This window comes from Streptomyces sp. NPDC044003 (assembly GCF_056435185.1).
In genome coordinates this window covers 656,631-669,975 of sequence record NZ_JBWKFA010000004.1, presented here as the reverse complement: position 1 = coordinate 669,975, position 13,345 = coordinate 656,631, and the positions used below count along the sequence as shown (strand labels likewise).

Below are 13,345 nucleotides of genomic sequence, written 5' to 3'. Positions count from 1 at the left end.
GGTGCGGCCGGGCGCGAGTTGGGTGGAACAGGGACACCTGGACCCCGGAGAACGGAGCCTGCCATGTACGAGATGCACATCGCGCCCGACGACTCCAGCGGACTTCTGGTCTGGCACGTGATCGCCAAGGAGGCGGGAAGCAGCCTCTGCGGTCAGCCCGTCGACCGTGGCGCCGACGGCGTGCGGACGGACCGGCACTGTCCGTCGTGCATGCGGTCCTTCCAGGACCTGATGAACGCACGGGCCGAGGCGTCGGCGGAGGGCCGGCCGGACGGCGCCATGGCCTGACCGGGCGCCGTCGCCGCCGTCGTCGTCACCGCCGGATCAGCCGGCGGGCCGTCGCCGCCGCCACCGCCGCCGTGCGCGAGTCCACGCCCAGCTTCGCGAAGATGTGCACCAGGTGGGACTTCACCGTCGCCTGGCTCAGGAACAGCGCCTTGCTGATCTGCTGGTTCGACAGGCCCTCGCCCACCAGCTGGAGGACCTCCAGCTCGCGCTTGGTCAGGGCCTCCGCCGGGGTCCGCATCCGGTCCATCAGCCGGTGCGCCACCGCCGGTGCGAGGGCCGACTGTCCGGCCGCCGCCGTCCGGACCGCCGCCGCCAGCTCCTCCGGCGGCGCGTCCTTCAGGAGGTAGCCGGACGCGCCCGCCTCCACCGCCGCCAGGATGTCCGCGTCCGTGTCGTACGTCGTCAGGACCAGCACCTTCGGCCCGCCCGGCGCCGCCGTGATCGCCGCCGTCGCCTCCGAACCGTGCATCCCGGCGCCGAACTGCAGGTCCATCAGGACCACGTCCACGTCCCCGGCGGCGGCCAGCTCCACCGCGCGCTCGGCCGTGGCCGCCTCCGCGACCACGGCGAAGTCCGGCTCGGTGTCGAGGACGGCGCGCAGGCCCGCCCGTACCACCGGGTGGTCGTCGGCCAGGAGGAGTCGGATGGTCATGCTTCAGGCTCCAGCGGGGAGAGGGAGGGAGACGGCGACGGCGGTGCCCTGGCCGGGCGCCGACTCGACGGTGAACGTGCCGCCCAGCGACTCCGCCCGCGAGCGCATCGCCGGAAGCCCGAAACCGCCGTCGGAAGAGGGGCGTACGGAGGCGGGGTCGAAGCCCCGGCCGTCGTCGACCACGTCCAGGGTCACCGACGCGTCCATGAACGACAAGGTGATCTCGGCCCGCGAGGCCGAGGCGTGCCGCACCGTGTTCGCGAGCGCCGACTGCGCGATCCGCAGCAGGGCCACCTCGTACGGCGTCGGCAGCTCGGCCGGGGTCCCGCTCACCGAGAACCGGACCCGGGGCCCGTCCGCGGGCAGCCCGGTGACCGGCTCGCACAGGCGCTCGAGCGCCGCCGCCAGTGAGCCGTGCTCCAGGTCCGGCGGCGAGAGCGCCCGGACGAAGCGCCGCGCCTCCGCCAGATTGTCCTGCGCCGCCTCGCGCGCCCGGCCGATGTGACCCGCGGCGGGGGAGTCCGGCGGGAGCACCCGCTCGGCCGCCCGCAGCAGCAGCTGGATCGAGGACAGGCCCTGCGCGAGCGTGTCGTGGATCTCCCGCGCGAGCCGCTCTCGCTCGGCGAGCGTCCCCGCGTGCCGCTCCGCCGCCGCCAGCTCGGCCCGCGTCGCGATCAGCTCCTCGATGAGCCGGCGCCGCCGCTCGCTCTCCCGGTAGAGGGCCTGGTAGCCGAGGACCGTCGCCACCGCGACCGCCGCACCGAGCAGCGGACCGATGAAGACCCCCGGATTGAGCGCGGCGCCGTGCCCCACGTACGAGAGGATCGCCGCGCCCGCCGTCAGGGCCACGGCCGGCAGCGACCAGCGGGTGGGCAGCAGGTGCAGCTGGAGGAAGTACAGCGGGAAGGCCAGCCAGAGCGCTTCCGGGGTGAGCCAGAGCAGCCCGAGCCAGGACGCTCCCAGGACCGCCAGCCACACCGCGGCGGCGCGCTGCGAGCTCCGCACGGACGGCAGGTACGAGCCGGCCGCGTAGACCGCGCCCATGACCACCGCGGCGACCGTCCCGGCGGTCGAGTGCGCCCGGACCGCCGCCAGCACGAGCAGGCCCGCCATGAGGAGGTGCAGGCAGAGGCGCAGCGCGCGCAGAGCGGGGGTCAGAGAGCGGGGATCCATGATCCCTCCAGCGTAGACACCGGGCGACAATCCGGACTCAACCGAAAGTTTGATTCCGGAGCCATCCGTGGCGCGATGCCCGCGGGGCACCTCGCCGACCACTCTGGTCAGCATGTTCGTGGCATGGAGAGACCTGAGATTCGCCAAGGGGCGTTTCACCCTCATGGGCACGGTGATCGTGCTGATCACCCTGCTCGTGGGGTTGCTGTCCGGGCTGACCGCCGGACTCGCGCGAGAGAACATCTCCGCGATCACCGGCCTGCCCGCCGACCGGCTCGCCTTCGCGGCGCCGCCGTCCGGGCAGTCGGCCTCCTTCACCAATTCGACGGTGACGGAGGAGCAGTGGCGCGGGTGGGCGGAGCGCCCCGGGGTGACGGCGGCCGACCCGCTCGGCATCCGTACCCTCAACGCCGCCGCCGGTGACCACACCGCCGCCGTCTCCGCCTTCGGCTCGGAGCCGGACGCCGGACTCGCCCCCGGGACCGTCGGCGCGGGCAAGGTCGTCCTGTCCGAGTCGGCGGCGGAGGAGCTGGCCGTGGGCGCCGGCGACAAGCTCCGCCTCGGCCCGCTGGAGGTCACCGTCGCCGCGGTCTCCGGCGACGCCTCGTACAGCCACACCCCCGTGGTGTGGACCTCCCTCGACGACTGGCAGCAGGTCGGCCGGAGCGGCACCGCCGCGCAGGAGCAGGCCACCGTGATCGCGCTGAGCGGCGACGGTGTCGACTGGGCGGCCGGTGACAAGGCCGCCGGCACCGAGGCCCGCACCCTCGACGGAGCCCTCACCGCCATAGGGTCCTACCAGGCCGAGAACGGTTCGCTGCAGTTGATGCGCGGGTTCCTCTTCGCGATCTCCGCGCTCGTCATAGGAGCCTTCTTCACCGTCTGGACCATCCAGCGCAGCGGTGACGTCGCCGTCCTCAAGGCGCTCGGCGCCTCCACCCCGTACCTCCTCAAGGACGCCCTCGGGCAGGCCGTCCTCATGCTCACCGCCGGCACCCTGCTCGGCACCGCGCTCGCGGTCGGCATCGGCGCCCTCGTCAGCGGCGGGAACGTGCCCTTCGTCCTGGAACCGCTCACCGTCCTCGGGCCGGCCGCCGTGATCGTCGTCCTCGGTGTCCTCGGCGCCGCCCTGTCCATCCGGCGGATCACCGCCGTCGACCCCCTCACCGCCCTCGGGAGCGCCCGATGAGCCTCGTCCTCGACGCCGTCACCCTCACCTACCCCGACGGCGACGGCCGGCTCACCGCCCTCGACGCCGTCTCCCTCACCGTCCCCGCCGGTACGCTCACGGCCGTCGTCGGCCCGTCCGGCTCCGGCAAGTCCAGCCTCCTCGCGGTCGCCGCCACCCTGGTGACCCCGGACGAGGGGCGGGTCGTCGTCGCCGGTACGGACACGGGGCCGCTGACGGCCGCCGCCAAGGCGGAGCTGCGCCGCGAGCACATCGGGATCGTCTTCCAGCAGCCGAATCTGCTGCCCTCGCTGAGTGCGGCGGAGCAGCTCCAGGTGATGGCCCACCTGTCGAAGCGTTCGCCCAAGGCGGTACGGGGCCGGGCCCTGGACCTGCTCGACGCGGTGGGCCTCGCGGACCAGGCGCACCGGCGGCCGCACCAGCTGTCGGGCGGCCAGCGGCAGCGGGTGAACATCGCGCGGGCGCTGATGAACGAGCCGTCCGTGCTCCTGGTCGACGAGCCGACGAGCGCCCTGGACCACGAGCGGGGGGCGGCGGTCATGGACCTCCTGGCCACGCTGACGGCGGAGCGGGGGACGGCGACGGTCCTGGTCACCCACGACCGCACGCACCTCGCCCGCACGGACCGCACGGTGACGGTCCAGGACGGCCGTCTGACGGAGTCGATCCCCGCCTGAGCCCGGCGGGGCGCTCAGCCGGTCCGGTGGGCCCGGGCGCGCGCTCGCCCTCCGAGGGCGACCGCGGCCAGGCCCACCAGCATGGCGACGTACGCGCCGCCGAGACCGTTGCCGGTGCCGAGGCCACCGTCCGCGGTGGCCGCGACCACCGCGCCGACGACCAGGGCGATCGGCCCGGCGACGAGCGCGGTGACCGCCCCGTTCCGGCGGGCCCAGGTGCGGACGCGGCCCCGGCCCGTCGTGCGGGCCAGGGCGAGGCCGCCGTTGACCACGCCGAGGAGGCCGACCAGCGCGGCCACGGAGGATGAGACGCGGCCGACGCTCAGGGTGTAGACGCTCGCGGCGACCGGCTGGACGGCGGGGTCCGCGGCCGCCGGCACGGCGAACGCGAGACCGCCGACCACGACGGCTCCGGTCAGGGCGAGAACGGTGCGGACGGACATGGGCTGCTCCTTCTCCTCGGTGAGCGGGACCACTTGAGGATGGCCACCGGACCGGCCGCGCGTCGTCCGGCGGACGCGGTCACTTCGCACTGCCGCGGACGCGGCAGGAACGGCGGGACTACCGCGTCCGCGGTAGGCGTCGGCTCCTCCGTGAGCGGGATCCGCCCACGCCTCCCGCGCGGCTAGGGTGCGCGCATGATCAGAGGACGCTTCGAGGTCCCGGACGGGGTCGTGGACGGGGTGATCGCCGTCGGTGTGGCGGCGGCGCTGCTGTCGACCGGGGCGTCGTCCGGGCCGCACGCCGGCACGGGCCCGGACCTGCTCGGCTACGTGCTGCTCGCGGCCGGCGGTCTTGCCCTTGCCGCGCGCCGCCGCGCTCCTGTGCCCGTCCTCGTCGTGACCGGTCTCTGTGCGGCGGGCTATCAGGCGGCCGGTTTCGACGTGCCCGCCGTCGCGTACCTGTTCGCGGTGTACGCGGCCGTACGGGCGGGACACCGCACCGTCGCGATCGCGGTGAGCCTGCTCGTGCTCGCCGCTCTGCCGGTGGCCGCGCTGGCCTCGCTGCACGACACGGGCGAGGCGTTCGCGCGGGCACGGGGCGCCCTGGAGCTGGCCTGGCTGGTCGCGGCCGGGGCGGCGGGGGAGGCGCTGCGGCAGGCCGAGCGGAGGGCGGACGAGGCCGAGCGCACCCGGGAGGAGACCGCGCGGCGCCGCGCGGACGAGGAGCGGCTGCGGATCGCGCGTGAGCTGCACGACTCGCTCACCCACCAGATCTCGATCATCAAGGTGCAGTCCGAGGTCGCCGTGCACGTGGCCCGCCGGCGCGGCGAGCGGGTGCCGGAGGCCCTGCTCGCGATCCAGGAGGCCGGGCGGGAGGCGACCCGGGAACTGCGGGCGACCCTGGAGGCGCTGCGCGACGACGACACGGCCCCGCCGCGCGGTCTCGACGACGTTCCGGACCTGGTGGCACGGGCCCGGCTGACCGGTCTGGACGCCACGCTGACGATCGAGGGGGAGCGGCAGGACGTGCCGGTCGCGGTCGACAGGACCGTCTACCGGATCGTCCAGGAGTCGCTCACCAACATCGCCCGTCACGCGGAAGCGGCCACGGCCTCGGTACGGATCGACTGCCGTCCCGACGCCCTGACCGTACGGGTCGACGACGACGGGAAGGCCGCGCCGGACACCGCGCCGACACCCGGCACCGGGCTGCTCGGGATGCGTGAACGGGTCACCGCGCTCGGCGGGGGGCTGAGCGCGCGCCCGCGCACGGAGGGCGGCTTCACCGTCCGGGCCCGGCTGCCCCTGGAGCGGACGTCGTGATCCGCGTTCTGCTCGTCGACGACCAGCCGCTCCTCCGCAGCGGATTCCGCGCACTCCTCGACCTGGAGGACGACATCCAGGTGGTGGGCGAGGCCGGCGACGGCCGGGAGGGCCTGGCCCTGGCGGGTGAGCACCTGCCCGACATCGCGCTCGTGGACATCCGGATGCCGGTCATGGACGGTGTCGAGGTGACCCGGCGCATCGCCGCCGACCCGGCTCTGGCCGGGGTGCACGTGGTCATCCTGACCAACTACGGCCTGGACGAGTACGTCTTCCACGCGCTGCGGGCCGGAGCCGCCGGGTTCCTGGTCAAGGACATCCTGCCGGAGGACTTCCTTCACGCGGTACGGGTCGCGGCGCGGGGCGACGCCCTGCTGGCACCGTCGATCACGCGCAGGCTCATCGACCGGTACGTCGCCGAGCCGTTGGAGACGGGGGCCGGAGCCGGCCTGGAGGAGTTGACCAACCGCGAACGGGAGGCCGTCGTCCTGGTCGCGCGGGGGCTGTCCAACGACGAGATCGCCGCGCGCATGGTGATCACGCCGATGACCGCGAAGACCCACGTGAACCGGGCCATGGCCAAGCTCGCCGCCCGCGACCGTGCCCAACTGGTCGTCCTGGCCTACGAATCCGGCCTGGTGTCGCCGCGCGCACCCGGGTCCTGACGTACGACGCGGGGGCCTGGATGACCCCGCCGCCCCGGCCCTGACGCTCGACGTCAGCCGAACCAGACGACCAGGCGGACGTTCTCGTCCCCGTGGACGGCGGCCTGGTCCCGCATCGCCGTCCACACCGGGCCCCAGTCGCCGTCCTGCGGGACGAACATGCGGGGCGTCCAGGTCACGGGGCGGTACACGGCGCCGTTCCAGGAGACCTCGCCGCCGGGTGGCCACTCCGGTGGCATCAGGTCCTCGCCGAAGAGCTCCTCCGCCGCGTCGAGGACCTCGATCGGCGTCCCGGGCACGGCGTGGAGGACGAGCTCGCCGTCCGGGCCCGGCCGCCATTCGCCGATGTGGTTGCCGTCGGGACCGTCGCAGAGCGGCGCGTCCCAGTCGACGGCCGTGATCTCGGCCCAGGTGGCGTACGAGTGGCTGTGGCTCAGCTCGTCGTACGCCGGGGCGTCCTCCGAGGCGTCGTCCGGGATCCCCCGCTGGTCGAACAGGGGCCGTTCCACCTGGAGGACCCCGCCGTAGCCGAAGAGGCACTCCCTGGCGTGCCGGTCGCGCCGGAGCGCGGACTCCGGGAGGCCGAGGGCGGTCCGCCAGCGGCCGTCGCGCTCGCGGACCTCGATCACGCCGTCGATGTCGGCTCCCACGCCGGCCTCAGCCCTGGTGGTTGCCCGAGGTGTTGGCCAGGGCCGCCGACAGTTCGCGGGCCACTTCCTGGAGGATCGGGACGATCTTCTCCGTGGCCGCCTCGGTGACCCGGCCCGCCGGGCCCGAGATGGAGATGGCCGCCGCGGTGGGGGAGTCCGGTACGGAGACCGCGAGGCAGCGGACTCCTATCTCCTGCTCGTTGTCGTCGACCGCGTACCCCGTCTCGCGGACCGCCACGAGCGCGTCGAGGAAGCCGTCCGGCGTGGTGATGGTCTTCTCGGTCGCGGCCGGCATGCCGGTGCGGGCGAGCAGCGCCCGGACCTCCTCCGCCGGGGTGTGCGCGAGGAGCGCCTTGCCGACACCGGTCGAGTGCGGCAGGACCCGGCGGCCGACCTCGGTGAACATGCGCATGGAGTGCTTGGACGGCACCTGCGCGACGTACACGATCTCGTCGCCGTCGAGCAGCGCCATGTTCGCGGTCTCGCCGGTCTCCTCGACGAGCCGCGCCAGGTAGGGGCGGGCCCAGGTGCCGAGGAGGCGGGAGGCGGACTCGCCGAGCCGGATGAGCCGGGGACCGAGCGCGTACCGACGGTTGGGCTGCTGGCGCACGTAGCCGCAGGCGACGAGGGTGCGCATCAGGCGGTGGATGGTGGGGAGCGGCAGTCCGCTGCTGGCGGAGAGCTCGCTCAGCCCTACCTCGCCCCCGGCGTCGGCCATCCTCTCCAGGAGGTCGAAGGCGCGCTCAAGGGACTGGACGCCCCCGCTCGCGGCGGGTTTGGCGGCGTCGGTGGTGCTGGCGCTGGACGTCGGCACGTCAACGGTCCTTTCGGGGCAGGCGGGCAAGGCAGCAGCCTACCGGGCCGCCGGCCGGGGTACACGGTCCTGGTATCGGCGTCAGCGCCGGTCAGGGGGTGTTTGTCCGGTGTCTGAGCGGGCCCGGAGCTGTCCGGGTCTGGCCCGCATGTGCGGAGCTACGTTCTACTGTACGGAATTTTCATTCCACTTTGTGGAAACCTCTAAGTCGGGTTCGCCGACGGCCGATGCTGGAAGTGTGCCCTTGACGACCCATCGCCCGGAAGTGAAGACTCCTTTTCAACAGTTCGTTGAAATTCGCGCGCTCTCTCTGCGAATCGCTTGAAGATAGGGGTACGGGTGGACGTCAACCTGGTCCTGCGCTCGACACGCGTCATCACCCCCGAGGGGACGCGCCCGGCGTCGATCGCCGTCTCCGGTGGGACGATCGCGGCCGTGCTGCCGTACGACGCCGAGGTGCCCGCCGGTGCCCGGCTTGAGGACGTCGGCGACGACGTGGTCCTGCCCGGTCTGGTCGACACTCACGTGCACGTGAACGACCCGGGGCGCACCGAGTGGGAGGGCTTCTGGACCGCCACCCGCGCGGCCGCCGCGGGCGGCATCACCACCCTGCTCGACATGCCGCTCAACTCGCTGCCCCCGACCACCACGGTGGACCACCTGCGGGTCAAGCAGGAGGTGGCCCGCGGCAAGGCCCACATCGACGTCGGCTTCTGGGGCGGCGCCCTGCCCGACAACGTCAAGGACCTGCGGCCGCTGCACGACGCCGGCGTCTTCGGCTTCAAGTGCTTCCTGTCGCCCTCCGGGGTGGAGGAGTTCCCGGAGCTCGATCAGGAGCGGCTGGCGACCTCGCTGGCCGAGATCGCGGGTTTCGACGGCCTGATGATCGTGCACGCCGAGGACCCGCACCACCTGGCCGCCGCGCCGCAGCGCTCGGGCGGCGCGTACGCCGACTTCCTGGCCTCGCGTCCCCGGGACGCGGAGAACACGGCGATCGAGAACCTGATCAACCAGGCCCGCCGGCTGGGCGCCCGCGTCCACGTGCTGCACCTGTCCTCCTCGGACGCGCTGCCGGCCCTGGCCGCCGCCAAGGCCGAGGGCGTGAAGATCACCGTCGAGTCCTGTCCGCACTTCCTCACGCTCACGGCGGAGGAGATCCCGGACGGGGCGACCGAGTTCAAGTGCTGCCCGCCGATCCGTGAGGCGTCGAACCAGGACGCGCTGTGGCAGGGGCTCGCGGACGGCACCATCGACTGCATCGTCTCCGACCACTCGCCGTCCACCGCCGACCTGAAGACCCCGGACTTCGCCTCCGCCTGGGGCGGCATCTCCTCCCTGCAGCTCGGTCTGCCGGCGATCTGGACCGAGGCCCGGCGCCGCGGCCACTCGCTGGAGGACGTGGTGCGCTGGATGTCCGAGGGCCCGGCCCGGCTCGCCGGACTCACCCGGAAGGGCGCCATCGAGGCCGGCCGTGACGCCGACTTCGCGGTCCTCGCCCCGGACGCCACCTTCACCGTCGACCCGGCCGGCCTGGAGCACCGCAACCGGATCACCGCCTACGCGGGCAAGACCCTCCACGGCGTCGTCACCTCCACCTGGCTGCGTGGAGAGCGGATCGCCGACCACGGCACCCTCGCCGAGCCCTCCGGCCGCCTCCTCGAAAGGAACAACTGACGTGTCGTCCATACCCAGCTTCACCGGTGACGCCAGCCCCTACGGCGGCGGCGACCCGTACGCCGACTACCGGACGGCCGACTTCCCCTTCACCCAGTACGCGGACCTCGCGGACCGGCGTCTGGGTGCGGGTGTCATCGCGGCCAACGACGAGTTCTTCGCCGAGCGCGAGAACCTGCTGAAGCCCGAGGCCGCCGAGTTCGACCCCGAGCACTTCGGCCACAAGGGCAAGATCATGGACGGCTGGGAGACCCGCCGCCGCCGCGGTGTCTCGGCCCAGCAGCCGCACCCCACCGAGGACGACCACGACTGGGCCCTGGTACGCCTCGGCGCCCCCGGCGTCGTCCGCGGCATCGTCGTCGACACCGCCCACTTCCGCGGCAACTACCCGCAGGCCGTCTCCGTCGAGGCCACCTCCGTGGCCGGCTCCCCCTCGCCCCAGGAGCTCCTCGCCGACGACGTGAAGTGGACGACGCTCGTCCCGCGCACCGCCGTCGGCGGCCACGCCGCCAACGGCTTCGCCGTCGACGTCGAGCAGCGCTTCACGCACCTGCGCGTCAACCAGCACCCGGACGGCGGCATCGCCCGCCTCCGCGTCTACGGCGAGGTCGCCCCCGACCCGGCGTGGCTGGGCGTCCTCGGCACCTTCGACCTCGCCGCCCTGGAGAACGGCGGCCAGGTCGAGGACGCCTCGGACCGCTTCTACTCCCCGGCCACCAACACCATCCAGCCGGGCCGCTCCCGCAAGATGGACGACGGCTGGGAGACCCGCCGCCGCCGCGACAAGGGCAACGACTGGATCCGCTACGGCCTGGTCGCCGAGTCCGAGATCCGCGCCGTCGAGATCGACACCGCCTACCTCAAGGGCAACAGCGCCGGCTGGGCCGCGCTCTCCGTCGCGGCCGAGGGCTCGGAGGAGTGGACCGAGATCCTGCCCCGGACCCGCCTCCAGCCCGACACCAACCACCGGTTCGTGCTCGACACCCCGGCGGTCGGCTCCCGCGTCCGGATCGACATCTACCCGGACGGCGGCATCTCCCGCCTCCGTCTCTTCGGCTCCCTCACGGAGGCCGGTACGGCGCGGCTGACCGCCCGCCACCAGGAGCTCGGCGGCTAGAACCCACCGACTCCCCCGAACTGGGCGGGTACGACACCCCGCCCGGCCCGCGAGGGCGCACCGACCCGACAGCACCGGTGCGCCCTCGCGCAACCCCCTTCACCGGGGGTTACGCGGCGTGCCCGCCGTCCACCGAGAACTCCGCGCCCGTCACGTACCGCCCGCCGGGACCCGCGAGGAAGGCGACCATCGCCGCCACCTCGTCCGGGGTGCCGAAGCGGCCGAGCGCCGTCATGGCCGCCTGCCCCTCCGCGTACGGCCCGTCCGCGGGGTTCATGTCGGTGTCGACGGGACCGGGGTGGACGATGTTCGCCGTGATGCCGCGCCCGCCCAGCTCCCGCGCGAGCGCCTTCGTCAGGCCGATCAGCGCCGCCTTGCTCATCGTGTAGAGGGTGCCGCCGGGGCCCGGCACCCGCTGGGTCATGCAGGTGCCGATCGTGACGATCCTGCCGCCCTCGGAGAAGCGCGCGGCCGCCGCCTGCGAGGCGAGGAAGGCCGCCCGGACGTTCACCGCGAGGACCCGGTCCACGTCCGCGAGGGACAGCGACTCCAGCGGGCCGAGGACGCCCGCGCCGACGTTGTTCACGAGGACGTCGAGGCGCCCGAGGGCGTCCGCCGCCCACTCCACCGCGCCCGCCGCGTCCCCGGCGTCCGCGGCGTCGGCCCGCAGCGGCAGCGCCTGGCGGCCGGCCGCCTCGATCCGCGCCGCGACCTCCTTGGCCCGCGCCTCGTCCTGGACGTAGGTGAAGGCCACATCGGCGCCCTCCCGCGCCAGCCGTACCGCCGTCGCCGCGCCGATCCCCCGGCCGCCACCCGTCACCAGGACCGCCGTGCCGTTCATCGTGGACATCCCGAAACCTCCGTGAGAAGTACTAAGTGGTTGCGGGTTCAAGGAAAGTCGGCGGGGGTCCAGGACGCTGGCGGGAATCGGACGCCGACCCGATCACCGATGAGTTCCGCCCGGCGGCGCGGTCTGAGCTTCCGGGACACGATGGTCCGGAGAACAGAAAGGGCACCCACCATGGCCACCCTCAGCCTCACCCAGTTCCTCACCCTCGACGGCGTCATCCAGGCCCCCGGCGGCCCCGACGAGGACCGCAGCAGCGGTTTCGAGCACGGCGGCTGGTCCGTGCCGTTCGGCGACGAGGACTTCGGACAGCGCATCACCGAGATCTTCGCCCGGCCGACCGCCTTCCTCCTCGGCCGCCACACGTACGACATCTTCGCGGGCTACTGGCCCAAGCACACCGACCCCACCGACCCCGTCGCCTCCAAGCTCAACGCCCTCCCCAAGTACGTCGCCACGACCACCCTCACCTCCGCCGACTGGGCCGGGACCACCCTGCTCAAGGGGGACGTGGTGGAAGAGGTCGCCGCCCTCAAGGAGAGCCTCGACGGCGAGATCCAGATGCACGGCAGCGCAGGCCTCGCCCGGACCCTCCTCGACCACGACCTCATCGACATCCTCCACCTGCACGTCTTCCCCGTGGTCCTCGGCACCGGCCGCCGCCTCTTCACCGAAGGGGTCCGCCCCACCGCCTTCCGCCTCGCCGACGCGCGCACCACCAGCACGGGCGTCGCCCTCCACACGTACGAGCTGGCCGGCCGCCCCACGTACGGCAGCTACTGATCCGGACCGAGGGAATGGTGTAGCCACCACGGGTCCGTCCCGGCTACGGTGATCGCTCCGAGTGCGAGCCGTCGAAGTCTCCACCCCGCCCCCAGTGTTGGAGAACCGGCCCGCCATGTCCTCGATTGCCGCACCCGTGCCCCTCGGCGCCCCCCGCCGCGCCTGGCTCACCGACCTGCCCGTCCTGATCGTCGCCGTCGTCTGGGGCGCCAGCTACCTCGCGGCCAAGGGCATCACCACCGGCCACACCGTCATCGCGGTCCTCGTGCTGCGGTTCGCCGTGGTGCTGCCCGTCCTCGTCGCCGCGGGGTGGCGCAGGCTCCAGGCCCTGAGCGCGGCCCAGTGGCGCGGCGCCGCGACCCTCGGGCTGATCCTCAGCGGGATCTTCCTCCTGGAGACGTACGGCGTCGTCCACACCTCCGCCACCAACGCGGGCCTGATCATCAGCCTCACCATGATCTTCACCCCGCTCGCGGAGGCCGCCGTCACCCGCGTGCGGCCGCCGAGGGCCTTCCTCGCCGCCGCCGCGCTCTCCGTCGCCGGTGTCGTCCTGCTGACCCAGGGCGGCGGGTTCACCACCCCGTCCCTCGGCGATCTGCTGATGCTGCTCGCCGCCCTCGCCCGTACCGTGCACGTCCTGGCCATGTCCCGGATCAAGGCGGTCCGCTCGGCCGACTCGCTCTCCCTCACCACCGTCCAGCTCGGCTCCGCCGTCGCCGTGTTCGCCGTCATCGCCGCCCTCCCCGGCACCGGCACCTCGCCCTGGGCCGTGGCCCTCGACTTCGGCCCGCGCGAGTGGGCCGGGCTCCTCTTCCTCTCCGTCTTCTGCACGCTCTTCGCCTTCTTCGTCCAGATGTGGGCCGTCCGCCGCACCTCGCCGTCCCGGGTGAGCCTCCTCCTCGGCACGGAGCCGCTCTGGGCCGCCGCCGCGGGCATCGCCCTCGCCGGCGACCGCCCCGGCGCCCTCGGCCTCGCGGGCGCGATCCTCGTTCTCGCGGGCACCAGTTGGGGCCGCCGCACGGCGGACCAGGACGCCCGGTAGGTTCTCGC

The 13,345-nt window shown here is 73.6% G+C and carries 15 protein-coding genes; 9 read left to right on the top strand and 6 right to left on the bottom strand.

Translation table 11 applies throughout. The features are described from left to right. Positions 1-63: 63 nt before the first annotated feature. Positions 64-288, top strand: coding sequence for a hypothetical protein (locus AC07AW_RS20175; protein WP_478816831.1), 225 nt, complete (start codon positions 64-66; stop codon positions 286-288). A gap of 25 nt (positions 289-313) precedes the next feature. Here AC07AW_RS20175 and AC07AW_RS20170 read toward each other — a convergent pair whose 3' ends face one another. Both AC07AW_RS20170 and AC07AW_RS20165 read right to left on the bottom strand, forming a co-directional pair. Next, positions 314-940, bottom strand: a complete 627-nt coding sequence (locus AC07AW_RS20170) for a response regulator transcription factor (RefSeq protein WP_351188462.1) — start codon at positions 938-940, stop codon at positions 314-316. 3 nt (positions 941-943) lie between these two features. Further along, complete coding sequence (locus tag AC07AW_RS20165) at positions 944-2,113, bottom strand: sensor histidine kinase (protein WP_478816830.1); 1,170 nt, start codon at positions 2,111-2,113, stop codon at positions 944-946. Positions 2,114-2,225: 112 nt separating this feature from the next. On the opposite strand from AC07AW_RS20165, the gene AC07AW_RS20160 reads away from it, so the two are divergent. Continuing rightward, on the top strand, positions 2,226-3,302 hold the full coding sequence (locus tag AC07AW_RS20160) for an ABC transporter permease (RefSeq protein WP_478816829.1): 1,077 nt from the start codon (positions 2,226-2,228) through the stop codon (positions 3,300-3,302). After that, the gene (locus AC07AW_RS20155; protein WP_392159754.1) at positions 3,299-3,979 is read left to right on the top strand and encodes an ABC transporter ATP-binding protein; all 681 of its coding nucleotides are present in this window, start codon (positions 3,299-3,301) and stop codon (positions 3,977-3,979) included. The genes AC07AW_RS20160 and AC07AW_RS20155 overlap by 4 nt, the downstream gene beginning before the upstream one ends. Positions 3,980-3,993: 14 nt before the next feature. On the opposite strand, the gene AC07AW_RS20150 is transcribed toward AC07AW_RS20155, so the two are convergent. Further along, positions 3,994-4,422 (bottom strand): DUF6223 family protein, encoded by a 429-nt coding sequence (locus tag AC07AW_RS20150; RefSeq protein WP_478816828.1) that lies wholly within the window; start codon positions 4,420-4,422, stop codon positions 3,994-3,996. A gap of 195 nt (positions 4,423-4,617) precedes the next feature. Here AC07AW_RS20150 and AC07AW_RS20145 point away from each other — a divergent pair, with 195 nt between their 5' ends. Together AC07AW_RS20145 and AC07AW_RS20140 are read left to right on the top strand one after the other, a co-directional pair. Beyond that, positions 4,618-5,745, top strand: a complete 1,128-nt coding sequence (locus AC07AW_RS20145) for a sensor histidine kinase (RefSeq protein WP_478816827.1) — start codon at positions 4,618-4,620, stop codon at positions 5,743-5,745. Then, complete coding sequence (locus AC07AW_RS20140) at positions 5,742-6,410, top strand: response regulator (protein ID WP_478816826.1); 669 nt, start codon at positions 5,742-5,744, stop codon at positions 6,408-6,410. Before AC07AW_RS20145 ends, AC07AW_RS20140 begins: the two co-directional genes overlap by 4 nt. Positions 6,411-6,463: 53 nt before the next feature. On the opposite strand, the gene AC07AW_RS20135 is transcribed toward AC07AW_RS20140, so the two are convergent. After that, positions 6,464-7,060: a hypothetical protein gene (locus tag AC07AW_RS20135; protein ID WP_478816825.1), complete on the bottom strand. Its 597-nt coding sequence runs from the start codon at positions 7,058-7,060 to the stop codon at positions 6,464-6,466. A 7-nt stretch (positions 7,061-7,067) separates the two neighbouring features. After that, the gene (locus tag AC07AW_RS20130) at positions 7,068-7,874 is read right to left on the bottom strand and encodes an IclR family transcriptional regulator (protein ID WP_478816824.1); all 807 of its coding nucleotides are present in this window, start codon (positions 7,872-7,874) and stop codon (positions 7,068-7,070) included. A 339-nt stretch (positions 7,875-8,213) separates the two neighbouring features. Between AC07AW_RS20130 and allB the strand changes: the two genes are divergently transcribed. Both allB and alc read left to right on the top strand, forming a co-directional pair. Beyond that, the gene (gene allB / locus AC07AW_RS20125; protein ID WP_478816823.1) at positions 8,214-9,548 is read left to right on the top strand and encodes an allantoinase AllB; all 1,335 of its coding nucleotides are present in this window, start codon (positions 8,214-8,216) and stop codon (positions 9,546-9,548) included. A gap of 1 nt (position 9,549) precedes the next feature. Further along, entirely contained in the window at positions 9,550-10,665 is a 1,116-nt protein-coding gene (gene alc, locus AC07AW_RS20120; RefSeq protein WP_478816822.1) for an allantoicase, read from the top strand. A gap of 109 nt (positions 10,666-10,774) precedes the next feature. Here alc and AC07AW_RS20115 read toward each other — a convergent pair whose 3' ends face one another. Then, entirely contained in the window at positions 10,775-11,515 is a 741-nt protein-coding gene (locus tag AC07AW_RS20115) for an SDR family NAD(P)-dependent oxidoreductase (RefSeq protein WP_478816821.1), read from the bottom strand. 171 nt (positions 11,516-11,686) lie between these two features. On the opposite strand from AC07AW_RS20115, the gene AC07AW_RS20110 reads away from it, so the two are divergent. Together AC07AW_RS20110 and AC07AW_RS20105 are read left to right on the top strand one after the other, a co-directional pair. After that, a complete protein-coding gene (locus tag AC07AW_RS20110; protein ID WP_478816820.1) occupies positions 11,687-12,295 on the top strand; it encodes a dihydrofolate reductase family protein in 609 nt (202 codons plus the stop codon). A 115-nt stretch (positions 12,296-12,410) separates the two neighbouring features. Beyond that, entirely contained in the window at positions 12,411-13,337 is a 927-nt protein-coding gene (locus AC07AW_RS20105) for a DMT family transporter (RefSeq protein ID WP_478816819.1), read from the top strand. The last annotated feature ends 8 nt before the right edge of the window (positions 13,338-13,345 follow it).